At 39.2% G+C, this 26168-nt stretch carries 23 protein-coding genes and 1 pseudogene; 8 read left to right on the top strand and 16 right to left on the bottom strand.

What is annotated here, in order from left to right; translation table 11 throughout:
• Window positions 1-7: 7 nt before the first annotated feature.
• The 7 genes from lysS to CAPGI0001_RS11865 form a co-directional block, all read right to left on the bottom strand.
• A complete protein-coding gene (gene lysS, locus CAPGI0001_RS11890; protein ID WP_002670712.1) occupies window positions 8-1693 on the bottom strand; it encodes a lysine--tRNA ligase in 1686 nt (561 codons plus the stop codon).
• An 85-nt stretch (window positions 1694-1778) separates the two neighbouring features.
• Window positions 1779-1916 (bottom strand): hypothetical protein, encoded by a 138-nt coding sequence (locus tag CAPGI0001_RS13020; RefSeq protein ID WP_002670532.1) that lies wholly within the window; start codon window positions 1914-1916, stop codon window positions 1779-1781.
• 23 nt (window positions 1917-1939) lie between these two features.
• Entirely contained in the window at window positions 1940-2965 is a 1026-nt protein-coding gene (gene ruvB, locus CAPGI0001_RS11885) for a Holliday junction branch migration DNA helicase RuvB (protein WP_002670759.1), read from the bottom strand.
• A 63-nt stretch (window positions 2966-3028) separates the two neighbouring features.
• Window positions 3029-3739 carry a DNA repair protein RecO gene (gene recO, locus CAPGI0001_RS11880; protein ID WP_002670540.1) on the bottom strand — a complete coding sequence of 237 codons (711 nt, stop codon included), beginning with the start codon at window positions 3737-3739 and terminating at the stop codon, window positions 3029-3031.
• On the bottom strand, window positions 3736-4878 hold the full coding sequence (locus tag CAPGI0001_RS11875) for a hypothetical protein (protein WP_002670372.1): 1143 nt from the start codon (window positions 4876-4878) through the stop codon (window positions 3736-3738). The genes recO and CAPGI0001_RS11875 overlap by 4 nt, the downstream gene beginning before the upstream one ends.
• Window positions 4879-4947: 69 nt before the next feature.
• Entirely contained in the window at window positions 4948-5295 is a 348-nt protein-coding gene (locus CAPGI0001_RS11870) for a DUF2853 family protein (protein WP_002670565.1), read from the bottom strand.
• 96 nt (window positions 5296-5391) lie between these two features.
• The gene (locus tag CAPGI0001_RS11865) at window positions 5392-5970 is read right to left on the bottom strand and encodes a PhnA domain-containing protein (RefSeq protein WP_040360376.1); all 579 of its coding nucleotides are present in this window, start codon (window positions 5968-5970) and stop codon (window positions 5392-5394) included.
• Window positions 5971-6369: 399 nt separating this feature from the next.
• Between CAPGI0001_RS11865 and CAPGI0001_RS11860 the strand changes: the two genes are divergently transcribed.
• Both CAPGI0001_RS11860 and CAPGI0001_RS11855 read left to right on the top strand, forming a co-directional pair.
• Window positions 6370-8136, top strand: a complete 1767-nt coding sequence (locus tag CAPGI0001_RS11860) for an outer membrane beta-barrel protein (protein WP_002670569.1) — start codon at window positions 6370-6372, stop codon at window positions 8134-8136.
• A 13-nt stretch (window positions 8137-8149) separates the two neighbouring features.
• Window positions 8150-9316 (top strand): OmpA family protein, encoded by a 1167-nt coding sequence (locus CAPGI0001_RS11855; protein ID WP_002670383.1) that lies wholly within the window; start codon window positions 8150-8152, stop codon window positions 9314-9316.
• Window positions 9317-9456: 140 nt separating this feature from the next.
• On the opposite strand, the gene CAPGI0001_RS11850 is transcribed toward CAPGI0001_RS11855, so the two are convergent.
• Genes CAPGI0001_RS11850 through CAPGI0001_RS11810 form a run of 9 tightly spaced genes read right to left on the bottom strand, consistent with a single transcriptional unit; the run spans window position 9457 to window position 17623 of the window.
• Window positions 9457-9750 carry a hypothetical protein gene (locus CAPGI0001_RS11850; RefSeq protein WP_002670627.1) on the bottom strand — a complete coding sequence of 98 codons (294 nt, stop codon included), beginning with the start codon at window positions 9748-9750 and terminating at the stop codon, window positions 9457-9459.
• Window positions 9751-9776: 26 nt separating this feature from the next.
• A complete protein-coding gene (locus CAPGI0001_RS11845; protein ID WP_050769256.1) occupies window positions 9777-10112 on the bottom strand; it encodes a hypothetical protein in 336 nt (111 codons plus the stop codon).
• Window positions 10113-10114: 2 nt separating this feature from the next.
• The gene (locus CAPGI0001_RS11840) at window positions 10115-10570 is read right to left on the bottom strand and encodes an Imm26 family immunity protein (RefSeq protein WP_002670471.1); all 456 of its coding nucleotides are present in this window, start codon (window positions 10568-10570) and stop codon (window positions 10115-10117) included.
• A 16-nt stretch (window positions 10571-10586) separates the two neighbouring features.
• Window positions 10587-11150, bottom strand: a complete 564-nt coding sequence (locus CAPGI0001_RS11835; RefSeq protein WP_002670354.1) for a 5-formyltetrahydrofolate cyclo-ligase — start codon at window positions 11148-11150, stop codon at window positions 10587-10589.
• A complete protein-coding gene (gene uvrA / locus CAPGI0001_RS11830; RefSeq protein ID WP_040360408.1) occupies window positions 11147-13894 on the bottom strand; it encodes an excinuclease ABC subunit UvrA in 2748 nt (915 codons plus the stop codon). The genes CAPGI0001_RS11835 and uvrA overlap by 4 nt, the downstream gene beginning before the upstream one ends.
• 11 nt (window positions 13895-13905) lie before the next feature.
• Complete coding sequence (locus CAPGI0001_RS11825) at window positions 13906-14430, bottom strand: gamma carbonic anhydrase family protein (protein WP_002670457.1); 525 nt, start codon at window positions 14428-14430, stop codon at window positions 13906-13908.
• Between the two features lie 8 nt (window positions 14431-14438).
• Entirely contained in the window at window positions 14439-15125 is a 687-nt protein-coding gene (locus tag CAPGI0001_RS11820; RefSeq protein ID WP_002670527.1) for an immunity protein TriTu family protein, read from the bottom strand.
• Between the two features lie 14 nt (window positions 15126-15139).
• Complete coding sequence (locus tag CAPGI0001_RS11815; RefSeq protein WP_002670397.1) at window positions 15140-15481, bottom strand: DUF7668 domain-containing protein; 342 nt, start codon at window positions 15479-15481, stop codon at window positions 15140-15142.
• Window positions 15482-15493: 12 nt separating this feature from the next.
• Window positions 15494-17623, bottom strand: coding sequence for an LTA synthase family protein (locus CAPGI0001_RS11810; protein WP_002670625.1), 2130 nt, complete (start codon window positions 17621-17623; stop codon window positions 15494-15496).
• Window positions 17624-17718: 95 nt separating this feature from the next.
• Here CAPGI0001_RS11810 and CAPGI0001_RS11805 point away from each other — a divergent pair, with 95 nt between their 5' ends.
• The 6 genes and pseudogenes from CAPGI0001_RS11805 to CAPGI0001_RS11780 all read left to right on the top strand — a co-directional run bounded on the left by CAPGI0001_RS11805 (window position 17719) and on the right by CAPGI0001_RS11780 (window position 26034).
• On the top strand, window positions 17719-18639 hold the full coding sequence (locus tag CAPGI0001_RS11805; RefSeq protein ID WP_002670366.1) for an ABC transporter ATP-binding protein: 921 nt from the start codon (window positions 17719-17721) through the stop codon (window positions 18637-18639).
• Between the two features lie 41 nt (window positions 18640-18680).
• The gene (locus tag CAPGI0001_RS11800) at window positions 18681-18911 is read left to right on the top strand and encodes a DUF6341 family protein (RefSeq protein WP_002670570.1); all 231 of its coding nucleotides are present in this window, start codon (window positions 18681-18683) and stop codon (window positions 18909-18911) included.
• Window positions 18912-19125: 214 nt separating this feature from the next.
• On the top strand, window positions 19126-21294 hold the full coding sequence (locus tag CAPGI0001_RS11795; protein WP_002670435.1) for a S9 family peptidase: 2169 nt from the start codon (window positions 19126-19128) through the stop codon (window positions 21292-21294).
• A gap of 28 nt (window positions 21295-21322) precedes the next feature.
• Window positions 21323-22789 (top strand): peptide MFS transporter, encoded by a 1467-nt coding sequence (locus CAPGI0001_RS11790; RefSeq protein WP_002670629.1) that lies wholly within the window; start codon window positions 21323-21325, stop codon window positions 22787-22789.
• A 280-nt stretch (window positions 22790-23069) separates the two neighbouring features.
• Window positions 23070-24002, top strand: a pseudogene (locus tag CAPGI0001_RS11785) (PorP/SprF family type IX secretion system membrane protein).
• Between the two features lie 25 nt (window positions 24003-24027).
• Window positions 24028-26034: an OmpA family protein gene (locus CAPGI0001_RS11780; RefSeq protein ID WP_002670751.1), complete on the top strand. Its 2007-nt coding sequence runs from the start codon at window positions 24028-24030 to the stop codon at window positions 26032-26034.
• Window positions 26035-26168 lie beyond the last annotated feature (134 nt).

Raw genomic sequence — 26168 nt, 5'->3', positions numbered from 1 at the left:
CTAATCACTAGCTATTAATAGAAACAAAAAGCGTTTCCCCCTCTTTGCTGACAGCTGCTACTTTCTTAGCGGTAAGTCCCTTGATAGCCTTGTCCCATTTCTTATTGGAAAATTCGGTCTTAGCCTTAAGGTCTTCCAAAGGTAATTTGTTATCCTTTTTAAGCAGGTCAAGGATTAGTTTTTCGTCCTCGGAGAGTTCTACTTCCTTGTGTTCAGGGCGCATCTGAGGGAAGAAGAGTACTTCCTGTATAGTCTCGTTGTTGGTAAGGAACATAATAAGCCTATCCATACCGATACCCAATCCTGAAGTAGGCGGCATACCATACTCTAAGGCGCGGAGGAAGTCTTGGTCTATGAACATCGCCTCGTCATCACCACGTTCGGAGAGTGCCATTTGTGCCTCAAAGCGTTCGCGCTGATCGATAGGGTCGTTCAGCTCCGAATAAGCATTAGCGATTTCCTTACCACATACCATGAGTTCAAAGCGTTCGGTAAGGTTCTTATCCGAGCGGTGTTCCTTGGTAAGTGGAGACATCTCTTTAGGATAGTCAGTGATAAAAGTAGGTTGGATAAAGTTGCCTTCGCACTTTTCACCAAATATCTCATCAATGAGCTTGCCCTTGCCCATGGTATCATCTACTTCTATGCCAATGGATTGGGCAAAAGTTCTGAGTTCGTCCTCGCTCTTTCCTGTAATGTCAAAGCCTGTAAAGCGCTTGATGGCTTCGGTCATCGTAACACGTGGATAAGGCGCTTTGAAATCCACTTCGTGCTTGCCAAAGGTAGTTTTGGTGGTGCCATTCACCGCCTTAGCACAGTACTCTAAGAGGTTTTCGGTAAATTCCATCATCCAGTTGTAGTCCTTGTAAGCCACATAGATCTCCATTCCTGTAAATTCAGGATTGTGGGTTCTGTCCATTCCCTCGTTGCGGAAGTTCTTCGCAAACTCGTATACCCCATCAAAGCCCCCTACAATAAGGCGCTTAAGATAGAGTTCGTTGGCAATACGCATATAGAGTGGAATATCCAAAGCATTGTGATGAGTAATAAAAGGACGCGCAGAAGCTCCCCCAGGGATCGCCTGAAGGATAGGAGTTTCTACCTCTATATATCCGTGGTTGTTGAAGTACTCACGCATGGCATTGAATAGGCGGTTACGCTTTAGGAATACTTCTTTCACCTGAGGATTCACTACCAAGTCCACATAGCGCATACGGTAACGCTGTTCTACATCGTTGAACTCATCGTGTACCTTTCCTTGGGCATCTACCTTAGGGAGAGGGAGTGGGCGTAGGGTCTTACACAAGACTTTGAACTGCTTTACCTCAATGGATTTTTCCCCCATATTGGTGGTGAAGAGGGTACCTTCCACCCCGATAAAGTCCCCTAAATCTAGGAGCTTTTTGAACACTTCATTATAGAGGGTCTTGTCCTCCCCTGGGCAGAGGTCATCACGCTTGAAGTAGAGCTGTACGCGACCAGAGCTGTCTTGCAAGGTAGCGAAAGAGGCTTTCCCCTGAATACGGAAGGACATCAGGCGGCCAGCTACGACCACGTCCTTACCTTCTTCGTATTGGGTTTCTATGTCTTTAGCGAGGAAGTTCACAGGGAATAGCTCTGCCGGATATGGGTTGATACCCAATTCCCTGAGCTTAGTGAGCTTCTCTCGACGGATAATTTCTTGTTCAGTCATTTTGTTAGATATTTAAGGGCGCAAAAATACAAAAATAATGAGTAATGAGCAATGATTAAAGGTTAATTATTAACAGTGTTTTTTATTATGGCAAAAATCTTTTTCTAAAAGTAGGTTTCCCCGAGCTATTTTCTCCTGCAACTACTGTGATCCCATTGATTTGTATAGCAGCATGACCAATGGCTCGGAAATTCTCTGTAACTACTTTTATATTGGATTGCATATTTTTCATTATTTATTATTCACTTAAAACAATGTTGGTTGCCCATCTTTGAATCGTACTTTCCCTAAGTGTTTGTAAGCAAGGTCGGTAACTTCTCTACCGCGGGGGGTACGAATGATAAACCCTTGTTGGATCAAGAAAGGTTCATATACTTCCTCAAGAGTTTCAGCATTTTCGGAAACGGCAGTGGCCAAGGTGGTGATCCCTACAGGGCCTCCCTTGAACTTATCAATGATAGTAAGGAGTATCTTATTGTCCATTTCGTCCAAGCCGTGAGCATCTACATTGAGAGCTTTTAGGGCAAAACGAGTGATTTCTATGTCTATCTTACCATTGCCTTTTATTTGGGCAAAATCGCGTACACGCCTTAGGAGCGCATTGGCGATACGAGGAGTGCCTCGGCTACGTCCGGCCAGCTCTATGGCAGCCTCTTCGGAGATAGGTACTCCTAATATCTGAGCACTGCGCTGGAGGATATTGGCCAGTAGTTCTGTGGTATAGTACTGCAACCTGCTCTGTATCCCAAAACGTGCTCGCATAGGAGCGGTGAGTAAGCCCGAACGGGTGGTTGCCCCAATAAGAGTAAAGGGGTTGAGACTGATCTGTACAGTACGTGCATTGGGGCCGGACTCTATCATGATGTCTATCTTATAATCCTCCATAGCCGAATAGAGGTACTCTTCCACTATGGGACTAAGGCGGTGAATCTCGTCAATAAAGAGCACATCACGTGGCTCTAAGTTGGTCAAAAGACCTGCCAAGTCCCCAGGCTTGTCCAAGACAGGTCCTGAGGTGATTTTGATACCTACCCCCAGCTCATTGGCTAAGATGTTGGCTAGGGTTGTCTTTCCTAGTCCTGGAGGCCCATGAAAGAGGGTGTGGTCAAGGGCTTCTCCACGCAGATTGGCAGCCTTGACAAATATTTTAAGATTTTCCAAAATAGCCTCTTGCCCCGTAAAGTCGTCAAAGGAAAGCGGTCGTAAGGCTCGTTCTATATCCAATTCTTGGGGAGAAAGGTTGCTTTTATCAGGATTTAGGTTTGCATTCATAGCATCAATGGTTCAATAATAACCACGCCACAAAAGTACAACAAATTTTTTTAGCAACAAAACCTATAATACGCTTTTGAGTACTTCCCAAGACTTTGGTATTTTGAAATTGGGTAGGTGCCACAGGTAGTAGTTCAGTAACTGTTCTAAGAGACCATTGCGCTCCTCCCTGCTTATTTTTAGCAGACAGACTTCCTCCAGAGAGTGAGAGAGAAAGAACTTGAGCAAGAGACTATCCTGCTCACTCATAAGCGAGTGACCATTGTGCATGGCGACAAATACTCCTGCCTCCAAGTCGAAGTAAGGAAGTTCCATGGCCGAGGTGTTGGGCAATACTCCTAAATATAGGGTGAGGTCTACCAGAAACTTTAGGTGGAAATTAGCAAAATATTCGGCTCTGTCATACCATTGTAGGCTCTCTTCCCAAAAGGAAAAGAGCGAGGGATTGGGATGTTCTTCCTGTAGGACACTACAACCTATTTCTGAGAGAAAGAACAAGACAGAACTGCGTATGACACTCTGTTGTAGCTTCTTGTAGGGGAAACATACCTTAGCCTCCTTGATGTACTCTAAGGAGCCATCATTGCGCTCGGTGGTGACCAATTCCAACTGACTTAAGGGCTCGAAATAAGCAGGGGAGAGTGCTTTTTTCTTCTGAGACAATACCCCTTTGAGCAGGTAGGAACGCACTCCCTCCAAGGTATAGCAACGTACGATAAGGCTTGTGTCTCGAAATTTTAGGTGAGAGAGCACAATGGCTTTGGTGCGTATCATTCTTGAGAGGGTGTGGGTTTTGCAGGGGTAATAGTCAGTGTATCGGGACTTCTAAGTAGGGTGCCCAACTTGTCATCAAGGTTTTCCTCATTAAGGAAATTGATATAACGGAGCACCGAAGCAAAGGCATTGCGAATGTTTAATATTCCCTGTTGTACTTCTTCCTTATTTAGATTGGGATTCTCCTTCACCTCACTGGAGAGGTTTCTTACATAGGTTTCAAAGAGCTTAAGGCGCGCCTTGATCTCGTCCCGTTGTAGCTTTTCAGGGAAATTATTCTTAGCCCATAGCTGGCGAAGTTCATCTTCGAGCTGGAAGAGCCAAAAATAAATGCTATTATATGAACTCTTGATATTTTTTTCTTTGCCAAGGAGTTTTTCTGCAGATTTTTCTATTTCTTCCTGATACTTTATAGGTAGGAGAAGTTCAGAGCGATAAAAAGAAACATAATCATTGGCAACTTCTTTGTCTTGGTAAGCAAAGCCAAAGGTATATTCCCCATATAGAGGGGTCTCAACCTGCATATCTACCTTGACCCATCCATCTTCTAATGGGGTGACTTTGGTGTAGGGTTCTAGTGTATTGAGAGAAAGACTATCCAATCGGAGTGCTTGTTCACGAATGGCCTTTTTATCCTTCTGGCGAGTGATCTCTAGTTGGATATGTTTGATGCCAGAAGAGGGGCGCACCCTCAGAGAGAAAGTGTAAGGAATGTCCTTAAGAAGAATTTCCTGCCAGGCGAACAAAGCGCTTTCCTCAGCTTTTTGCTTGACAAACTTGTAGATAGTATCCGAAGGACTTTCTATGATACCCCAATCCTGCTGTATATTCCCATTGATATGGATATTTTCATTGGTATTTGGGTAAAGGCGCTTGTATACATAGAGCGAATCAGGATTGGTATTTTGTAGAATAGAGACCGCTTGTCGCTCAGGAGAGATACTCAGCAATATCTGGTAGATGGTTTTTAGTTCATACCAATTGCGTATATTCTCGGCGGCTTCCTTGGAGAGTTCAGGATAGGTGTAATTCTTGATATACACACTCTTGGCTTCCTTTTTTTCTTCCTTTTTTTCTTTTTGTTGCGACTGACACCCTACAATAAGCAGCGGGAGCAAGCATAGAATGATTCTTTTCATTTTTCTTTCTTTCAATGAAAAAAGGCTACCTTATGATAGGGGCAGCCTCTGAAGATGTGTTAGTACAGATTAGTTATTGTAAACACTCTCTTTCTTAAAGTGTTTGGTCAATAAATAATAAACCACAGCACGATACTTGTTTTTGTTGGACTTGCCATATTGTTCTAATACGGTATTGATAGCCGTATCAAGTTCAGGGCTATCCTTTAAGCCTAATTTTTTGATTAAGAAGTTGTTCTTAACCAAGTCCAATTCTTTCTGGTCAGAACCAGATACTTTGGATGCATCGTTATTGTAGATAGAGGGTCCTAATCCTTTGGTTACTTTGGTAAGTAGTTCCACATCAGGCTCAGCAACACCACATTTTTCTTTTAGATCAGCGGTGTAAAGTTCGATTAATTCAACTTGTTTACTCATAATAGTATGTCATTAATGATTTTACAGCCGTAAAAGTAGTGTATTTTTTTCTCCCTCAATATACTTTAACAAAAGATTATCGTTTGAGACTGATTATTAGGTGGTTTTCTTTACATATTGGGTAAGGATTACAATCTGTTGTCCTTCTACTTTCCCCTCTATATATTGCGAATTTTCAGGGTCTAAGGCTATCTTGCGCACTACAGTACCTTGCTTGGCGACCATACTGCTACCTTTCACTTTTAGGTCTTTGATAAGCACCACATTGTCCCCAGCAGAAAGTACTGCCCCATTGCTATCTTTGTGGATGATTTTTTCTCCTTCTTCCAAGTGGTCATTAAGCGCTTGGGCAAAGGCCAGTTCCTTATCTGTAAGATATAGCATATTGAGCAAATCTAGCGACCATCCCTCTCCTTTGAGTCGGTTTAGCATGCGCCAAGCCACCACTTTTACCGGGAGATACTCACTCCACATACTATCGTTCAGACAACGCCAATGGTTGCTGTCCATAGTTTCAGGGTTATTTATTTGGCTGATACATGTTTCACAAGCCAAAAGGCTATCATCTACTCCTCCAACCTTGGATGGTGGTACTTGGTAGATACTTAGGGAAGCGGTGCTTCCACATAGTTCGCAACAGTTCCCGCTGCGCTTTTTTAAATCATCTAATAACATAAGGGCAAAAGTACAATTTTTAATGATTAATTTTTAATGATTAATCGTTAATTGTTTGTTAAATAAATTAAGAGTTTTAGGTTATAGAACTTTAGGCTCTATCATGATATAAGGAGCTTAAGTAAAATGTGCATTTATTTAAAGGGTCTATTTAAATATATCAATTGATTTTGGTAAAAAGGAACTAAGATTTGTAACCAAGTTAGTTTTATCTCTCTTGACTTTACTAAAAATAAAGAATTTAATTTTTATTATGTTTGTAACTTTCTGATTATCAATAAAAATATATTATTTTGGTATAAAATTATAGAATTTCTGAAGTTTTAAATATAAAATTTTTTTGTTGGAGATATAAATTTTTGTACTTTTGCCGTCGATTTTATATTGAATAATTATTTTATGAAAAGAAAAATTTTCACAAGTTTTTTTGCTATTACATTAGGTTTTAATGCAGTAGCGCAAGTTAAGGATATTAGTTTTGCTATAGCTCCCACAGCAGAATATGTACTATGGAATAAGAAATCAGCAATAGAAAATGGTTTTATGGTTGGTGGATATGTTGGTTTTGGTTTTGGTAAAAACTTAGAATTACTCGGTTCGTATAGTCAATCATTAGGATTAAAATCCAGAATTGATGGGTTTTCTGCGCCAGATAATATAAAGGCTGTATTTACCCCTACCGATGTAAACGTTCATAGCTGGGGAGGAGAACTCAAAGGCAATATACCGATGACTTACTCTTTTCAGCCTTATATTACCTTAGGATCTGGGATACAAACGGTAAAAGCAAATCAGACAACACAAGATGCCATTTATTTTGCCTTCGGCTTAGGGAGCAAATTTAATTTGACAAGACGTCTTACGCTCAATGTTCAGGCAAGGGGTACACATTTTAATTCTGATGCTTCTAATATCCTTCACAACCCTTCTGAAGCTAAAACAAGTACTTATAACCAATGGATAACAGATAATGTTTCCAATAAAAATATGCTCAATTGGTCTTTGCAGGCCGGCTTACAATTGTATTTGGGAGGTCGTAATCCTGATGAGCTTACAGAATTAGACAATTCTTATACGAATCTTAAGAATTTTAAGGTTGTAGTGGCTCCTGCAATTGGATATATTGATTTTGACAGTGATAACAACTTCCGCAACACATATTTAGCAGGAGCTTCGTTAGGTTTTGACTTTACAGAATACATAGGAGTAAGAGGATTCTATTATCAAGCAATGAAAGATGAAAAAGTATCCTTAGACTTTGATAAGCTCTCATTGTATGGAGCAGATTTCTTAGCGCGTCTTAATGTATCTAATGGTGTGGTTCCTTATATTACAGTAGGAGCAGGATATCTTAATGTAGGTAATGGCTATCAAGGTAAAGTGGCTACTGTGGAGAACAAATCAAGTATTTTTGCCAAAGGAGGTATTGGCTTGGCTATTCCTTTAAGCAAACATTTGGAACTTTTTGGAGTAGCCAATCTTTTATATACTACAGGTAATGAGAGTGCAAGTAATGCTCTAAAATCACCTAATAAGTTGCAAAGTAATGTCTTCTACAATGCCGGTATTCGTATCAAGTTCGCCAAAGAAAACGAAAAATATACTTATCAAGATCTTGCTAATGAAATCCATACCTCAGAGATTAAGGAAGGAAAAGAACAAGTAAAGGTTCAAAATAATACAAAAACAACGCCAATATCCCAAAAACAAAAAGATATAGACTATTATAATGCACAAATCGCAACTGTTGAAAAACAAATACAGCTTGCTTATCGTCAAAACGATATTAATAACGCTTCTTTATTGTTAAAAGAAAAGGAAAAATGGGAAAAATTACGTAATAATTATGTAGCTGAGCATATCCCTTATCCTTCCGAAAATCAAACAAACTTGGTGAGAATGACACCGGAGCAATTACAAACATTGATCTCTGAAATAGTTAATAAAATTGAAGAAGGAGAAGGAAAAACCCCAGATCAACGCATTGATAGACTCGAAAAATTGTTGTTAGAGATTAATAAGGATAACCAAAAGATAGAAGAACAGCAAAAAATAAATCAGTCTATACTTGATTCTGTTAAGAATTTAGAAGAAAATATCCAAAAAACAAATGTCGTTGTACCTGTAAGGAAAAAAACAACTACTACAATAAATAGAAGTAAATAAAAAGCCCAGAAATATGAATAATATCATAAAAAAGGGGATTATATTTATATTAGTGTTTATTCCAACTCTTATTTGTGCTCAAGATAAACTATACAATCAGCAGAAAGATATTGTTTTATCGAAAGAGGAACTACAATTACTCTTACAAAAGGTTGCAGAGGCTAAATTGAGAAAAATAAGAGGAGAAAAACTGGCTAATTTGCATAAATCTCAACAGAAAAAGGCTCTTTCAAACATATATGAATCCAATGAGGTGAAGAATTTTTACTATTTAGCTCAAAATGCAGACTCAGCATATACAGATATAGAGCAAGTAAATAGAAAATTGGATATCCTATTGGCTTATATGATGAAAAAAGACAGTGTATCGGTTATTCATTTGACAGATACAGTAAAGTATGTAGCTAATAGTAATCTCAATAGAGCAAAATATGCAGCTAATAACCCTAATGCAGCAAGGTATGTAGCTGGAAATGCTCCTAATAGCGCAAAGTATGTAGCTAAAAGTAGTCCTAATGCAGTAAAGCCTGTAGCTAATAATTCCAATAAGGATATTTCGCTACAAAAGCAATTGGACATGATAGATAAATCAATAAAAGATTTAAGTAATCAGCAAAAACTATTAGCAGCTGCAGTGGTTCCATTAGCTACATTGAATAATAAGGATAAGCTTGACAAAATTCAACAGCGAACAGACTCTATCTTATTACTCTCTAAAAAGCAAATGGATCATAATAATGTACAAGATCAAAAAGAATCTTCTATTGCAGTACAAAATGTAAAAACACCAGAGCATAAAGGAGATAATTTGGTTATTTCAGAAGAAAGAAGACGTACATTAGAAGACCTATTGGCTAAATATGGGAATAAAAAGACTCCTATTTACTTTGCAAACAATGCGTATGTACCTTTGCCACACGATACAGAAGCTATGGATCAGATAGTTGCTATGCTCCGAGATAATCCAGAACTATCCATTCTATTAGAAGGATATGCGAGCAATGTGGGTACAGCCGAGTACAATAATCAGTTGTCAATGAAGCGTTCAGAGAGTGTAGCGCGCTTACTTCAAAAGCAAGGAATCTCATTACAAAGGATACTTACCGCTTTTAGAGGAATAGACGATTCAGTGGATAAAGAAAAAGCGCGAAGAGTAGATATCTCTGTTATAATACGCTAATGAAAGAGGAGTTTGTTTGAGAGAATTCCTACAAATTCTTGATATAAAAGGCACGAGCATTTCGCTCGTGCCTTTATAATTATACTTGATGTTTGATAGACTGAAAAGGAGGTTGAACCCTGAACAATACAGCCGATGCATTACCCTTTGTCTGATAGACTATATAAGTAAGATATGGATGAACGAATCTCCTCATCCTCAATAGTAGCTAATAATGATAAAGTCTTTTTATCTATTATAATCTTTTCTTCTATGAGATTTTCCAATAGAATATCTAAGGCTAATCTTTTCTTACCAAAGGAGATGAGTTCTCTCGCATCTTTGATAATTGCTGTCACATAGGAGATAAGTTCGTTAGTAGGTAAGTTAGGCTTAACAAACTTTTCTAATCTGTCTATAAACTTTTCTACTGTAAAGGTATCTATTTTACTCATAATACGGACAAATTTGTTCCCTTAATCTAATTTTTAGGAATAGATGAATCAAATAGAGCTTTATCAAGACAAAATTCCACTAATTTCTCATACAAACAATTGATTAAGAGTATTTCATCTTCTTTGGTTAAAGTCTTAGCAAATTCTTTTTCGAATAGGTAATATTTGATTTGTTGAGAGAAGACAAAGTTAGGAGGTAACTTATACTTAGAAGCTAACCATTCGTTGAATCCTTTCAGCAGCGTATGTTCCTTAGCCAAATCATAGCCAATAATAAGGGATACATAATTGTCATAGGAGCTATTGGGTACGAACAAGCCAAGGCGATCCTTTATATGTTTAAACAATTCTATTTCTTTCATAACTAATGAATCATCAGGTCAATTTTATTAGATAGAACAGCCTCTACAGCTTTATAACCATAGATTCCATCACTGTAATATTTCTCCGCTTCTTCTTCTGTTATGCAGTATCTTTTAGAAGAAATGATATCGTCATCATGTACAATAGCATAGCATACGCTTTCATTGATAGGGTCTCTTAGTTTGAAAGTGGGCACTTCCCATTCTTGCCTATTCCACATAGGGAAGTCTCCAATGATTTCCCATTCCTTGTTTTTTATACCCAATGCGCTAAATAAGCATATTAGGCAGACTTCTGACGGTTTCCACTCTGTAATAGTGGGTAAGTTTCTATAGGTCTGTCTAAAAAAGTAACCTAATAGGATATCTTTATTCTGACGAGTTACTAAGCCTGTCAGAAACAGATGCTCTTTCAAAGGTAGCCCTATTACTTTTCCTTCCAATAGATGTTTCTTCATTCCTATAACCCTTAATTCAAAACTTAAAAACGCCTTCTGGTGTTACTACATAATCCAAAGGAATATCGCCTTCTCTTACGTCTTCTATATGAGGTTCTGCAGGGAAGAAAGAAAGTCCAATCTTGAGAGTATCTGCCTTGCACTCTTCTAAGAAATTGTCATAAAAGCCCTTACCATAGCCTACACGGTTGCCCTTGGTGTCATAAGCTAAGAGAGGGACAAAAACGACTTCAATCTCTTCACTCTTTATAGGAATTCCTCCTTGGGGTTCAGGGATATGCCATTTGTTATTGGTATCTATCTGGGTAGGATCATATAAGAAATGTTCCATACGTACCGTCTCCATTAGGGTGCGAGAGACGACCAGGGTCTTTTCATGCTCCTGCAAAAGGTGAATAAGGTAGCTGGTATCCACTTCTCCAAAAGAGATGATAGAAAGAAAGCTATGGAAAACCTGTTTATCCCAAATGGGAAGCCTCAAAGCCTGTTGGGCTATCTGCTGGCTTAAGAGGGCTTGTTGCTCAGGGGGGATAGCAGCTCGCTTTTGCCTATAGAGGGAGCGGAGGGCTTTTTTGTTCATATATATTGTCCTGTATAGCTATTTTTGTTTTTCCTAATTTCCTCTGGGGTACCTGTGGCTATGAGGTTTCCTCCCTGTGCTCCGCCTTCTCGGCCTAAGTCTATGATATAGTCAGCACGGCGAATGACCTCTACATTGTGTTCTATCACGATAATAGAGTGCCCACGCTCGATCAGGGCATTGAAGGAACGTAGTAGCTTGCCTATATCGTGGAAGTGTAGCCCTGTGGTAGGTTCGTCAAAGATAAAGAGAGTTGGGGTTTCTTGGTATGATTTTACTAAGAAAGATGCTAACTTGATACGCTGTGCTTCCCCACCAGAGAGGGTGGAGGAGGGTTGCCCTAAGGTTACATAGCCTAAGCCTACCTCTTGCAAGGGGAGGAGCTTTTGGGCAATTTTCTCCTGCTTGTGCTGGGTAAAGAAGGCTACTGCATCGTCGATAGTGGTCTCCAGTAGGTCGTGTATATTCTTCCCTTGGAAAGTAACTTCCAGAATCTCAGGCTTGAATCGCTTCCCATCACAAGCCTCACAAGTCAGATGTACATCGGCCATAAACTGCATTTCTATAGTTACCTCTCCTTCGCCTTTGCAGGTCTCACAGCGTCCCCCCTCGGTATTGAAAGAGAAGTGCTTGGCGGTATAGCCACGCATTTTGGCAAGTTTCTGGGAGGCAAAGAGCTGACGAATATCATCGTAAGCCTTGATATAGGTTACAGGATTGGAACGGGTGGACTTTCCTATGGGGTTTTGGTCGACAAACTCAACCCGCTTGATATAGGAGAACTTCCCATCCATACTGCTGTACTCACCTATCTTGTCTGTAGGTTGGTCGAGCTTGCGCAAAAGGGCAGGGTAGAGGATATTCTTTACTAAGGTACTTTTTCCACTGCCTGATACACCGGTTACTACGGTGAGCATATCCAAGGGGAAGGTAACATCTATATTCTTTAGATTATTGGCACGGGCGCCTTTGATTTCGATAAAGTGCTTGGAGGTACGCGCTTTTTTAGGCATTTCTATAGTGCGCCTGCCGCTGAGGTATTCTCCCGTAAGGGTAGGAGCCTTGAGGATCTCCTCATAGGTACCTGTGGCAACCACTTCTCCGCCTAGGGTACCCGCTTCGGGTCCTATGTCTATGATATAGTCAGCCGCTTTCATGATATCTTCATCGTGTTCTACCACAATGACGGTGTTGCCCAAGTCTCTAAGTGATTCGAGTACATGGATAAGACGTTCGGTATCTTTGGGGTGTAGCCCAATGCTTGGTTCGTCCAAGATATACATGGAGCCTACCAAACTACTCCCCAAGGAGGTAGCCAAGTTGATACGCTGACTCTCTCCCCCTGATAGGCTATTGGACTTTCGGTTGAGGGTAAGGTAGCCCAAACCAACGTCCAACAGGTAGTGCAGGCGGTTGTGTATTTCTCTTAAGAGGCGCTCGGCGACCTTTTGTTCGTAGGTATTGAGTGATAGGTTATCAAAGAAAACCACCAAATCGGAGATAGGCATAGAGACCAAGTCAGAAATAGACTTTCCTCCTACCCGTACATAATTGGTTTCAGGGCGGAGCCGCTTACCTCCACAGGCATAGCAGGTGGTCTTGCCTCGATAGCGTGCCAACATTACTCGGTTTTGTATCTTATAGTTCTTTTCTTCTAATTCTTGGAAGAAAGCGGTAAGTCCTGTAAAGTACTCGTTGCCGTCCCAAACAAGCTGCTTTTGTGCTTCGGTGAGCTCATACCAAGGACGGTGGATAGGGAAGTCAAACTTGTAGGCATTGTTCACCAACTGATCTCTGAACCACGACATCGTCTCCCCACGCCAAGGATAAATAGCATTATCATATACTGAAAGGGAGGTGTTGGGTACAATGAGAGTTTCATCAAGTCCTATAGTATCGCCGTAGCCTTCACATACAGGGCAAGCCCCATAAGGGTTATTGAAGCTAAACAGATGCACATTAGGCTCTAAGAAAGTAATCCCATCTGCCTCAAACTGGTTGGAGAAGTGATGTACCTCTCCTGTGGTTAAGTCCTCCACAAAACATACCCCTTTCCCTTCGAAGAACGCTGTGCTTACCGAATCAGCCAAGCGCTGGGTGGTTTCCTCTTCATGATCCACCACGATACGCTCTACTACTAAGGAAAAATCACCTTTAACCTTCTTGAAATCCAAATCACTCAGGCGCTCTACTTTCCCTTGATACTTGATACGAGCGTATCCCTGTTCTTCCAATAGACGGAGCGTTTGCTCGTAGGTACGCCCAGCACTAAGGGTAATAGGGGAGAGCAGTAATAGCTTGTGCTCATCAGGGAAGGAAAGGATAAAGTCTACCACATCCGAGACAGTATCTTTCTTGACCTCTCTACCTGAAATGGGTGAAAAGGTGTGTCCCACCCGAGCAAAGAGTAGCTTTAGGTAGTCATACACTTCGGTGGAGGTACCTACTGTAGAGCGAGGGTTACTGGTATTGACCTTCTGTTCGATAGCAATAGCAGGGGAGATGTTCTCAATGAAATCCACCTTAGGCTTGTCCAACCTACCCAAGAATTGGCGAGCATAGGAACTTAGGCTTTCCACATAACGGCGTTGTCCCTCTGCATAGAGGGTATCAAATGCCAATGTGGATTTCCCAGAGCCTGAAAGCCCCGTTACCACCACCAATTTCCCTTTGGGAATAGCTACACTGATATTTTTAAGATTATGTAATTTAGCTCCTTTGATAAGGATTTGTTCTTCTTTCATTTTTTCACTTTTCACTTTTCACTTTCTTGGTACCACTGGGCATACTTTACATAAGCATTGGCGATACGATTGATTTCTCCTTCGGTGAGTTCGGGAGAGATGTCCTTAATTTTCTTGGCAGGGATGCCTGCCCATACTTCGCCTGCACCTATATGGGTGCCTTTGGTAACTACGGCACCTGCTGCCACGATGGAGTTACTCTCCACCACACACCCATCCAAGACGATGGCTCCCATACCAATAAGTACATTGTCCTTAAGGGTACAGCCGTGTATGATGGCATTGTGCCCTATAGAGACATTGTTGCCGATAGTGGTAGAGGTTTTCTGATAGGTACAATGTACCATCACATTGTCCTGTATATTTACCTTATTGCCGATGACAATAGCATTCACATCGCCCCTAAGGACGGCATTGTACCATATACTACAATCCTCTCCGAGAGTAACCTCGCCAATAAGGACAGCAGTCTCGGCTATAAATACGTTCTTTCCTATAATCGGGGCTTTTCCCCTAATTTCTCTGATGATAGGCATAAAATGGTTTATTTCTTCTTAAATCTTTCTGGAGCTTCTATATACTCTTGCATTACCTCCTCATAACGCTCATAACACCGGTTTACAAAGGCTTGCATTTTAGGCTTTAGCACTTCAAGAGTTCCTTTTGTTGCTTCAAATTCTTCATAGGTACCTCCCCCATGACCGGTTACCCAATAGCCTAATACTTCTATCTCCTCACCTATGTATTGGTAAAATAAACAGAGGTCTAATAGGTCTATATCCTTTTCGTTCAAGTATTCTTCTTTCCAAAGGAGCGAAAGATATTTTTCATATGGATAATTATCCCCTTTGTACTTGCTATAATGGTCTTCTCTTATGATATTTGCTATTTCTTCTCTATCTGTTAGGCGTGCTCGGTAGTCCTCATAAAGTTGGTTGATGAATGTATCTACCTCTGAGTAGGCGGTATGATAGAATCGGTTGAAGATACTTATGAGCTGGCTCATATTATCAAATTCCTTACTCTCATACACGCTTAGCTTATCAGTAGCTATACACAAGGCTTCGTAATCACAACGTAGGTAATTCCTCCATACGGTGAACCTTTTCAGGTGCGTTTCGGTTTCGAAATCCACCACTATGCCCTCGTTATCCTCCCCAAAAAACCTTAGGTTCTCTTCGGGGATTTTCTTTTCAAGCACTTCTTTTATAAAGGGTTCTACATCAATCATAGATAAGGGGGGTATTAGGGAACAAATACATCATAGATAACGACTTCCTCAGCCCCATCGTTCATATAGCACGAAAGAGCAAGCATTAGGTCACTTCTTCCCTCTTCTTTTGTCCAGAAGGGAATATATACATCAAGGCTCTTTTTCTCCTCTATGAAGCAACTTTCTGCTAAGTCAAATGCTTCATCAGGCAAAGGGATTATTTTATAAGGATACCAATGAATCACCTCAGCCAAATCCTCTACAAGGATATCTCCATTTTGCCCCTTGCGCTCTATGGAGGCGTAATCGTCAATAGAAATATGATACACCAATTCCTTAATGATAGGAATAAAAGTACTCAGTTCTAAGGCCATAGGTGTAGTTGGTTATTTATCCAGTTCCCCATTCTTTAGCAAGAAATAGGTGGTTTCGTAAGCGGATATACATTTTTTCATTAACTTTCCATCAGGTTGAGCTACTTTGAGCTGTTGGTAAAAAATAGGAAGCTCTACCTTAGGTTGTTCAGCCTCTGGAACTATTTTATATTGTATCTGCTCACGCAAAGGCTTGATAATGGAAAGAGTGTCAGGGGTAAGGTATCCCAGCTCGCGGTAGGTAGCGATATAAGCACGTGGCTTGTAGAACCTACTGAAAATATCCTGACCTAAGAACTTGCTCTCATAAGAAAAGTTCAAGAGTTCCATTACGGTAGGCATCACGTCTATTTGAGAAGCGAGCTTATCTATCTGTTCGGCTTCTAAGAAGTCAGCATAGATAAGGCAGGGAATACGATACCTATCCAAGGGCAATTCGGTACGCCCAGCACTCGAAGCGCAGTGGTCGGCAACAATTACAAATACCGTATCCTTAAACCACGACTCTTTTTTAGCCAACTCGAAGAACAGCTTGAGTGCATAGTCAGTATATTTTACCCCACCTTGTCGCGACTTAGCCGTACCAGGGATATCAATGCGACCTTCTGGATAGGTAAAAGGACGGTGGTTGCTCACGGTCATCCAGTGGTTAAAGAACGGTTTGCCTGTTTTCGCTTGGGCATTCATCTCCTTAATGGCTTTGCGTGCCATATCCTCATCACTCACTCCCCAGATGTTGGCAAAGGTAATCTCCTCAGGAGTAAAGTTGTCTCTATCTATGATATCGTAGCCGTTACCTCCGAAGAAGTCTTTCATATTGTCAAAATAGCTATAGCCCCCGTAAAGGTATTTCACGCTATACCCTTTGGACTTGAAGACACTCCCCGTGGTGAATTTGTTCTTGTTGTCCTTGCGCTTAACGATACTCTCACCTGGTGTAGGTGGTACACAAAGGGTCAGAGCCTCCAAACCTCGCACGGTGCGATTACCCGTAGCGTATAAGTTAGTCAGGAAAATACTCTTTTGCGCTAAGCTATCAAGGAACGGAGTAATGCCCTCAGTATTGCCATAAGCCGCCATAAACTCCGCAGAGAGGCTCTCTACTGAGATAAGCACCACATTCTTATGCTGTTCGTCATCTTCTCCTTCTACAGGATAAGGTAGCTCCCTAATAGGGGCAAAGTTTCGAAAGCCACACTCACCAAACCCAGGATAAGGTATCATGAAATTACTGAAAAAGGTGCTTCTTGCCTCCTCTTCAGGCAGGGTGGGGTAGAACTGGAAGAAGTCCAGCTCGCTATGGGTGAAAGCATAATAGAACTTATAGACCCCGTTGGCGCGTATCTCCTGAACAAACACGTTGTTGGACTTGATATTGTCAAACTTGGGGGTAACCCACAAGCTCAAAAGGAACAATACCACATAGCCCCCCAAGAACAAGCCTTTTTCTTTGAGGTTAGGGATAGTCTCAAGGGTAGATTTTGTTTTTTTATAAAGGAAAATAGTCAGTGCAAGTACCACGACAAACACCCCTGAGAAGAGCGGTACTACAGGGTAGCTCTCCATAATATTGCCGATAACCTCCGTAGTGTAGATGAGGTAATCCACCGCGATAAAGTTGTACCATATCCCGAACTCATTCCAGAAAAAATATTCGCTAACGGCATTCATCACTATAGCAAAGGTATAGATAAATAGAGTAATGAAATAGAGTACTTGGCGTACCTGTCTGCGCCACTTACCTGCAAAGAGCATCGCAGCAAAGCAAAGGGTCTTTGCCCCAAAGAAGAATAAGGCGATTTCCTCTACTGAACCTCCATACTGATAGAATATATTGTTAGGTACAAACTGTATATAGCACAAGAGCAAGAGCATTGCTCCAAGGATAATATAGCCATAGGGCTTTTGGTACTTCACATTGGCGATAAAAAGGAAGTAAATCACCAAGATACTAAGAGCTAAGATGGTGATAAATATGTCATTGAAGGAGCCTACTAAAAGCATGCCCAAGACCTGACCCAATGAAAAGGAGGTTGTGGTAATGGGGTGTCCCATAAAGATAATCCTCAGGACAAAAGAGATAACTATATATAACCCACCTACATAGAGGAAGGGTTTAAGCCTACTTAGCAGTGCTTTCATAAAGATAAATTTTTGGCAAAGGTACAACAAACAAATGAGATAGAATGGTCATTTGGGAAATAATTCTTATTTTTGCACCATAAAATATAGAGTCAATGCTTATTGTAGAAAATCTATCTTATACCTATACAGATACTCAAGTCCTTGAAAATATTCACTTTACCCTCTCACAGGGCGAGGTACTCTCCATAGTAGGAGCCAGTGGCTCAGGCAAATCCACCTTACTCAAGGCGCTCTATGGTTTGTTTGACCTCTCTCAAGGCAAAATCTTTTGGAAAGGAACACCTGTCTTGGGACCTTCGCACAATCTGGTGCCAGGCTTCCCTAAAATGAAATATTTGGCACAGGATTTTGGTCTGATGCCCTATATGACAGTGGAGGAAAATGTGGGAAAATTTCTCTCAAATCTGGACTTGCCTAAGAAGCGAGCTCGTGTAGCAGAGCTATTGGAGATGACCCTCATGCAGGACTATGCCAAGGTAAAGCCTCTTTTCCTTAGTGGAGGGCAGAAACAGCGTGTAGGCTTGGCGCAAGCGCTGGCACAAGCACCTGAACTGCTGCTTTTGGACGAACCTTTTAGCCAAACGGATAGCTTTCTTAAGAATCGTATCCGCCAAAATCTTTTTACCTTTCTCAAGGATCATAAGATTACCACTCTTATTGCTACTCATGAAAGCCAAGAAGCTTTGGGATTCTCGGATAGGATTATGATTATAAAGGATGGCAAACAACTCCTGATAGATACTCCAGAGAAGGTCTATTACTCACAGAATGAGTATATAGCTACCCTCTTCGATGAGGTCAATAAGGTACAAGTGGAAGGAAAAGAACACTTATACTACCCTCACCAGATACATATTGTCAATCAATCCCCTTGGCAAACAGAGGTAGAAAATTGCTTTTTTCAAGGAGGAGATTACTTGATTCTCTGTCGTTCGGATAAACAATTGTTTTATATAAAACACAATGAAAAAATAGAAAAAGGAAAAAAAGTTTTTTTAAAAGTAGGAAAATAGAAAAAAAGTTGTATATTTGCACCATTAAAAACAACAACATCATGACATCATTTTTCAGAGGAATCAAATATTTTTTTGAGCAATATGCTTTTGCTCCTTATGATTATCTAAGAAAATTAGAATTATCTTCTTGGTGGGGTGCCAACATTGCCACTTGGATTATGCTTGTGGTACTCTTTGGATTCTTTTTCTATTGGGTAAAACAATTAGTGAAATTCTCTAAAGAAGGAACTGAGAGAATGGATGTCACTGCTCATTCATTTTTCAAATAAAAAAGGGATAGCTGTATTTTATCATAGCGATCTGATAAACATCAGGTCGCTTTTTTGTTAAAAATAAATATTGATATTTGTATTTAGCTGTAAATCAGTTTAATACATTTGTTTGGAGAAAAAAATAAGCAAAGTGGATTAAAAAAAGCATAAAAAACACTGATATATCAAAAAAAAAAACGTAAAATTGTATCCTACAAAAAATATTCTAAAGATGAGAACTAAAATGAATTATTTCTGGCTGTTTTTGCTAGCTATCTCACTGAATGTGAGTGCACAAAACAAACAAATTACCCTAAAGGACATCTGGATAGATTATGCCTTTTATCCTAAGGGAATGACCAATCTGTCAGCACTTAAGAATACCAACCAGTATACAGTGCTCAATTATGATTATACAAATCTTAACTATACTATTGATTTGTATAACTTTTCTACTTTGGAAAAGGAAAAAACGCTTTTTGATACCAAAAAATTCCCACAAATCAAACGTATCAATAGCTATACTTTCAACAAACAGGAGGATAAAATCCTTATAGCTACTAACAAAGAGCCAATCTTTAGGCGTTCTTTCTCAGCCGATTTCTATGTTTTTGACCTAAAAAAGCAAGAATTGGCTAAGCTTACAGATAAAAAAATCCAAGAACCTCTCTTCTCTCCACAAGGAGATAAAGTAGCGTATGTGTATAAAAATAATATTTACATATATGATACTCAATCCAAAAAGGAACAACAAGTAACTTTTGATGGAGAGAAAAATAAAATAATCAATGGTACCAGCGATTGGGTATATGAGGAAGAATTTGCTATTGTAAGAACATTTGATTGGAATGCGGATGGTACTCAACTGGCTTATATTCGTTTTGATGAACATGAAGTGCCAGAATTTTCTATGGATATCTATGGAACTACTCTGTATCCTACTAAAGACACTTTCAAATATCCAAAAGCAGGAGAAAAGAACTCTGTAGTAAGCCTTTATTTGTATGATGTAAAAGCAGGAAAACCTACACAGATTCCTTTGGATGCTTACTATATCCCTCGCTTGCAATGGACAAAAGAAGCCAATATTCTCAGTGTACAGACATTGAACAGACACCAAAATGATTTCAATATTATTTTTGTAGATGCTTCTACTAAGAAATTCAAATCCGTATACCACGAAGTAGATAAGGCTTATGTAAGTATTACCGATGATCTTACTTTCTTGGACGACAATAGCTTTATCATCTCTTCTGAAAAAGATGGTAACAATCATCTCTATCACTATGACAAGAATGGAAAGCTTATTAAGCAAATTACACAAGGAAAATGGGAAGTGACAGAATATTACGGATACAATCCTAAGGCAAAACAAATCTATTACCAATCTACTGAACCAGGGTCTATCAACCGAGGAATCTATAGTATAGCCCTTTCAGGAAAGAACAAAAAAGGATTAGCTACTACAGAAGGAACTAATGAAGCCACTTTCAGCCCTGACTTTTCTTTGTTTATCAACGAATATTCAAGTGCTCAAAAACCTAATTTCTATACACTGAATGATAGTAAGACAGGGAAAGTAGTAAAGGAAATCCTCAACAACAAAGAATTAGAGGATAAGATTGCTACCTATAATACAGGTAAAAAAGAATTCTTTGAACTCACTACTAAGAATGGAGACAAGCTCAATGCTTGGATGATTAAGCCAAGTGATTTTAATGAAAATAAAAAATATCCATTGCTTATGTTCCAATATTCAGGTCCTGGTTCTCAGCAAGTACACAACTCTTTCTCAGGATTTGATACTTTTTGGTATTATATGCTTGCTCAAAAGGGTTATATTGTACTCTGTGTAGATGGTCGTGGTACAGGATACAAAGGAGCTGCTTTCAAGAAATGTACTTACAAACAATTAGGTAAATACGAATTGGAAGACCAAGTAGAGGCTGCTAAGATTGTAGGAAATTACAAATATATCGACAAAGATCGTATAGGTATCTGGGGATGGAGCTTTGGTGGCTTTATGGCTTCCAACTGTATCCTAAGGGGAGAAGTGTTCAAAATGTCAATAGCTGTAGCTCCAGTGACCAATTGGCGCTTCTATGATACTGTGTATACAGAACGTTATATGCAAACTCCTCAGGAAAATCCAGAAGGATATGACAATAACTCTCCACTTACTTATGCTAAGAATTTGAATAAAAAATTCCTTTTGGTGCATGGTACTGCCGATGATAATGTACATGTACAAAACTCTATGCGCTTGATAGAATCCTTTGTACAATACGACAAGCAGTTCGAATGGGCTATTTATCCAGATAAGAACCATGGTATCTATGGAGGAAATACACGTCATCATTTGTATGAAAAGTTAACTAACTTTGTCTTGAACAATTTGTAATAATAACAATAATTTAATTGTATAAATAATGAATACAGAAAAAAAAGGACACCCCGCGGGACTTTATCTCGTATTTTTTACAGGAATGTGGGAGCGCTTTAGCTACTATGCGATGCGCGGTATTTTGGTGCTTTACCTAACAGCTACATGGCTAAATGGGGGGCTTGGGTATGACGAAAAATTTAGTACAACCCTTTATGGTATTGCTACAGGACTCTGTTACTTTACGCCTCTCTTTGGAGGATGGCTCTCTGACAGATATTTGGGACAACGTAAGTCTATTCTCATTGGAGGATTTATCATAGTCTTGGCGCTATTTGTGCTCTTTGTACCTGAACTCTTTACCTCTACAGCATCTACCTTGTCTGCTGAAGATATACAATCTAATCAATTGATAGGGCGTATAGGCCTATATGGAGGTTTGTTCCTATTAGTTATTGGTAATGGTTTCTTCAAGCCTAATATTTCCTCTATTGTTGGGGATTTGTATGAACCAGGCGACAAACGATTGGATTCAGCTTTCTCTATCTTCTATATGGGGATCAACTTAGGCTCTGTATTAGCGCCACTCATTGTAGGACTACTTGCTGATAATATATTTGCTACCACTTATACTGATGCCAATGGCGTAGTTCAGATTACTCACGGCTATCGTTATGGGTTTTTGGCAGCTTCTATAGGAGCGCTATTGGGACAGCTTTTATTTGTATTCTTGAGTAATAAATATTTAGGAGATATAGGAATCAAACCTAAAAATGCTAATGTCCACTCCTTAGAAGCTGGAGAAAAACAAGAAGAAAAGACACCTCTTACTCGTGTAGAGAAAGAGAGAATTGCTGTAATCTTTATTTTCTTCTTCTTTGCTGTTTTCTTCTTTGCCGGTATGGAACAAGCAGGAGCTTCCTTTAACTTATATGCTAATAAATATATAGATAGAAATGTATTCGGATTTGAAGTACCTACCGCTTGGTTACAGATGGTTAATCCTTTCTTTGTGATACTATTAGCTCCAGTATTTGCTTATTTCTGGAATACACGTTTGGGACAAGCTCTCAATACTCCTTTGAAGATGGGATTTGGTCTCATTGTATTGGGAATAGGGTTCTGGTTTATGCTTATAGCTGGTTTCCAAAGAGGCGCTGTATGGGAAGGAGGACTCAATATCGTAGACAACTCTAACGAAATGGTTAAGGCAAGTATGATCTGGATGATTCTTACTTACTTGATGCATACTATAGGTGAGCTTTCTCTCTCTCCAGTAGGACTTTCTATAGTAACCAAACTTTCTCCAGCTCGCTTTGCGTCCTTATTCATGGGAGTGTGGATTATGGCAGCTGCTTTTGCTAATATGCTTGCAGGACTTATCTCTTCCTATGTAGTAGAGCTTGGAGCAAGTACTGTATTTGCTTCTATTTCGACTTTTGTGCTTATATTGGGTATACTCATGGTTTCTCTCAATAGACTTATAGAACGTATGATGCACGGAATTAGATAAAATATCTGTTACATTTAATTATTTTAGAAACAAAGGCTATCATATATTTTGATAGCCTTTGTTTATTTTATATGCTAAGAAAAATATATTTTCTTTTACAAAATATATTTATTTGGTATTTAAAAAATAACTTATAATTGTTAATAACTTTTAAAGGTGTAAAATATTGATTTTCATTAAGTTATTAAAAAATGTATAAAAAATGATTCGAATAGATAGCTAATATTTGTTTATTCATTTGTTTTTATTGTACCTTTGCACGCTCATGAATAAAAAGAATATGTTAAAAAAAGGAACGCAATTGATCGTATTGTTCGTGTTGATTTTGTTTGCAGACCAAGCAAAAGCGCAACAAGATTCGCAATACACACAGTACATGTACAATACAATGATGGTAAATCCAGCTTATACAGGTTCTTGAGGAGCAACCAGTATATTTGGATTGTATCGTAACCAATGGGTAGGCTTGGATGGAGCTCCTAAGACAGCATCTTTGAGTATCCATACTCCTATTGAAGGCAAACATGTTGGCTTGGGAGGGGCTATCTATCATGAAAGTATAGGGCCTCAATCTACCAATATGATAGATGTAGATTTCTCTTATACTTTGGAATTTGAGGAATCTAAGTTGGCTTTTGGTCTGAAAGCAGCAGGTGCTTTCTACCGATTTGATAGAAGTAAGATGAATCTGGTAGATGCTGATGATTATGCTTTTCAGGGAAAAGAGACTTCTTTCTTACCTAATATAGGTGCTGGTCTATACTATTATGGAGAAAAATACTATGTAGGTTTCTCTATTCCTTACCTGTTGGATACAAAGACTTTTTCTAGAAGTGATGAAAGAAAAATTATTTCTGATATCAATGAAAAACCGCATTATAATATCATGGGGGGATATGTATTCGACCTTTCTGAGAATACTAAGTTCAAACCTGCAGCACTGATGAAGATTGTATCAGGGAGCCCTTTGCAGTTAGACCTTTCAGGGAACTTCCTTTTCAACGAGCGTTTTGTCCTAGGGGCTGCTTGGCGATGGAGTGCTGCTGTGAGTGCTATGGCTGGTTTCCAGATAGATAGAAACTGGTTTGTAGGATATGCTTATGATTGGGAAACTACTGAATTGAGAAAGTATAATTCTGGATCTCATGAGATTTTCCTCAGATATGAGTTCTACAGAGATATTAAGAAAATTATCTCTCCTCGATTCTTCTAATAATAGACTAATAAAAAAACGGAAAATGATAAAAAGGATAACAATATTGATGCTTCTTCTTTTTCCTTTCTCAACTATTTTTGCACAAGTAGATGACAAACAAAAAGAAGAAAATGAAAAAAAGGCACAGAAAGCCAATGAACTATATAGTAAGTATGCCTATGTGGACGCTATCAAAATATACGAACGCATAGCAGAACAAGGATATGTAGACCAGACCATTTTGCAGAATTTGGGGAATTCCTATTATTTTAATGCAGATTATACAAATGCTTTAAAATGGTATGACCAACTGTTCAAAAATGCGCAAAAGGATAATTATACCCTTACTCCAGAGTACTATTATCGTTATGCTCAAACTCTTAAATCTGCAGAACGTTACCAAGAGGCTACTGCTATACTCCAACAATTCATGAAGCTTACTGGTCGTGAGGATATCAGAGCTCGTAAATTGGAAGAAAATACTGATTATCTGAAAGTTATCAAAGATAATTCAGGCAGGCTTACTATAAAACCAGTCGATATCAATACAGAATATTCTGAGTATGGTACTGCTTTTTATGGACCTGATGCGGTTGTCTTTACAGCAAGTAGAAAACCTTCTTTATTTAGAGAAGCTTCCAAGTGGACAGGAGAAGGATATTATGATCTTTTCAAGACCTCTTTGAAAGACGGTAATTTACATGGAGAAGAGCGTTTCTCTTCTGTACTGAATACCTCTCTCAATGAATCAAGTCCTATTTTTACTAAGAGTTTGGATACTATCTATTTTACTCGTAACTACTTGGTACCACTTACAAAAGAGGAAAAGAAAAAGAAAAATAGAGATGAAAAGATACTCTTGGAGCTATATCGTTCTGTTAAGAAAGGAGATAATACCTGGGCAGAGCCTGTACGCTTACCTTTCAATGTTACCGGATATAGTGTAGCTCATCCTGCACTTACTCCTGATGGAAAATATCTCTATTTTGCTGCAGATATTGTAGGAACTCATGGGAAATCTGATATTTTCAGAGTGAAAATAAATCATGATAAAGGTACCTATGGCAAACCAGAGAATCTGGGAGAGATTATCAATACCGAAGGAAGAGAGACTTTTCCTTTTATCTCTCAGAATAATGTACTATTTTTTGCTTCTGATGGATTGCCTGGTTTAGGAGGATTGGATATCTTTGCTGTAAAGATCAATCAGGATGGTTCTCTCAAAGGATTACAGAATATAGGTCGCCCTGGGAATACTCCCGATGATGATTTTGCTTTTATTCTTGATGAACAAAAGAGCATGGGATTCCTCTCTTCTAATAGACCTGGAGGGAAAGGAAAAGATGATATTTACTCTTTTATACAGAACAGACCTTTGGAGTTCGATTGTTATAAAGTGATAAAGGGTGTCGTAAAAGATGCTGATACTCACGAGACACTCTCCGATGTATTGCTTACTCTTTCTGATAGCCAACAGAAAGAGATTACCCGAAAAACTAATGAAGCAAATGGTACTTTTGACTTTGGAAAAAATCCTGTAGATTGTGATGATACTTTTGTCTTTGTACGAGCTCAGAAGGAAGATTATGCAGTAGCTGAAGAACAAATCAATATTCGTCAGAATGGAGAAATTCACCAAGAAATATTCCTAAAGAGTATCAAGAAAAAAGTTACTGTAGGGGATGATTTGGCTAAATTCTTTAATATAGAAATTATATACTTTGATTTTGACAAATCAAATATCCGTCCGGATGCAGCTGTGGACTTGGCTAAGATTGTTGAAGTAATGAAGGAACATCCTACTATTAAGATAGCCATCAAGTCTCATACGGATAGCCGTGGTTCTGACGCTTATAACCTAGCTCTTTCTGATAGGCGTGCAAAATCTACTTTAGAGTGGATGGTACAGCAAGGTATTGATAGAAGCAGGCTCACTGCTAAAGGATATGGAGAAACACAGCTTGTTAATGGATGCTCCAATGGAGTTCCTTGTTCTGAAGAAGAACATCAAAAGAACAGACGTAGTGAATTTATCATTACCGAAATGTAAAATTTTTTCATAGTTTATATTTTTTACAGCAATAGGGAAACTTATTGCTGTTTTTTTTTGCAAATAAAAAATACACAAAAATAGGGTTTGTAATAATAATTTTTTATCTTTGTGCCTTATAATACCTATGGAGA

Origin of the sequence: Capnocytophaga gingivalis ATCC 33624 (genome assembly GCF_000174755.1) — a bacterium.
Taxonomy (GTDB): domain Bacteria; phylum Bacteroidota; class Bacteroidia; order Flavobacteriales; family Flavobacteriaceae; genus Capnocytophaga; species Capnocytophaga gingivalis.
The sequence above is the reverse complement of the archived record's forward strand: the minus strand, read 5'-3'. Positions and strand labels throughout refer to the sequence as shown.

Bases quoted from the DNA above. Each gene is read 5' to 3' on its own strand.
- lysS (WP_002670712.1), bottom strand. From the start codon at position 1,693: ATGACTGAACAAGAAATTATCCGTCGAGAGAAGCTCACTAAGCTCAGG.
- CAPGI0001_RS13020 (WP_002670532.1), bottom strand. From the start codon at position 1,916: ATGCAATCCAATATAAAAGTAGTTACAGAGAATTTCCGAGCCATTGGT.
- ruvB (WP_002670759.1), bottom strand. From the start codon at position 2,965: ATGAATGCAAACCTAAATCCTGATAAAAGCAACCTTTCTCCCCAAGAA.
- recO (WP_002670540.1), bottom strand. From the start codon at position 3,739: ATGATACGCACCAAAGCCATTGTGCTCTCTCACCTAAAATTTCGAGAC.
- CAPGI0001_RS11875 (WP_002670372.1), bottom strand. From the start codon at position 4,878: ATGAAAAGAATCATTCTATGCTTGCTCCCGCTGCTTATTGTAGGGTGT.
- CAPGI0001_RS11870 (WP_002670565.1), bottom strand. From the start codon at position 5,295: ATGAGTAAACAAGTTGAATTAATCGAACTTTACACCGCTGATCTAAAA.
- CAPGI0001_RS11865 (WP_040360376.1), bottom strand. From the start codon at position 5,970: ATGTTATTAGATGATTTAAAAAAGCGCAGCGGGAACTGTTGCGAACTA.
- CAPGI0001_RS11860 (WP_002670569.1), top strand. From the start codon at position 6,370: ATGAAAAGAAAAATTTTCACAAGTTTTTTTGCTATTACATTAGGTTTT.
- CAPGI0001_RS11855 (WP_002670383.1), top strand. From the start codon at position 8,150: ATGAATAATATCATAAAAAAGGGGATTATATTTATATTAGTGTTTATT.
- CAPGI0001_RS11850 (WP_002670627.1), bottom strand. From the start codon at position 9,750: ATGAGTAAAATAGATACCTTTACAGTAGAAAAGTTTATAGACAGATTA.
- CAPGI0001_RS11845 (WP_050769256.1), bottom strand. From the start codon at position 10,112: ATGAAAGAAATAGAATTGTTTAAACATATAAAGGATCGCCTTGGCTTG.
- CAPGI0001_RS11840 (WP_002670471.1), bottom strand. From the start codon at position 10,570: ATGAAGAAACATCTATTGGAAGGAAAAGTAATAGGGCTACCTTTGAAA.
- CAPGI0001_RS11835 (WP_002670354.1), bottom strand. From the start codon at position 11,150: ATGAACAAAAAAGCCCTCCGCTCCCTCTATAGGCAAAAGCGAGCTGCT.
- uvrA (WP_040360408.1), bottom strand. From the start codon at position 13,894: ATGAAAGAAGAACAAATCCTTATCAAAGGAGCTAAATTACATAATCTT.
- CAPGI0001_RS11825 (WP_002670457.1), bottom strand. From the start codon at position 14,430: ATGCCTATCATCAGAGAAATTAGGGGAAAAGCCCCGATTATAGGAAAG.
- CAPGI0001_RS11820 (WP_002670527.1), bottom strand. From the start codon at position 15,125: ATGATTGATGTAGAACCCTTTATAAAAGAAGTGCTTGAAAAGAAAATC.
- CAPGI0001_RS11815 (WP_002670397.1), bottom strand. From the start codon at position 15,481: ATGGCCTTAGAACTGAGTACTTTTATTCCTATCATTAAGGAATTGGTG.
- CAPGI0001_RS11810 (WP_002670625.1), bottom strand. From the start codon at position 17,623: ATGAAAGCACTGCTAAGTAGGCTTAAACCCTTCCTCTATGTAGGTGGG.
- CAPGI0001_RS11805 (WP_002670366.1), top strand. From the start codon at position 17,719: ATGCTTATTGTAGAAAATCTATCTTATACCTATACAGATACTCAAGTC.
- CAPGI0001_RS11800 (WP_002670570.1), top strand. From the start codon at position 18,681: ATGACATCATTTTTCAGAGGAATCAAATATTTTTTTGAGCAATATGCT.
- CAPGI0001_RS11795 (WP_002670435.1), top strand. From the start codon at position 19,126: ATGAGAACTAAAATGAATTATTTCTGGCTGTTTTTGCTAGCTATCTCA.
- CAPGI0001_RS11790 (WP_002670629.1), top strand. From the start codon at position 21,323: ATGAATACAGAAAAAAAAGGACACCCCGCGGGACTTTATCTCGTATTT.
- CAPGI0001_RS11780 (WP_002670751.1), top strand. From the start codon at position 24,028: ATGATAAAAAGGATAACAATATTGATGCTTCTTCTTTTTCCTTTCTCA.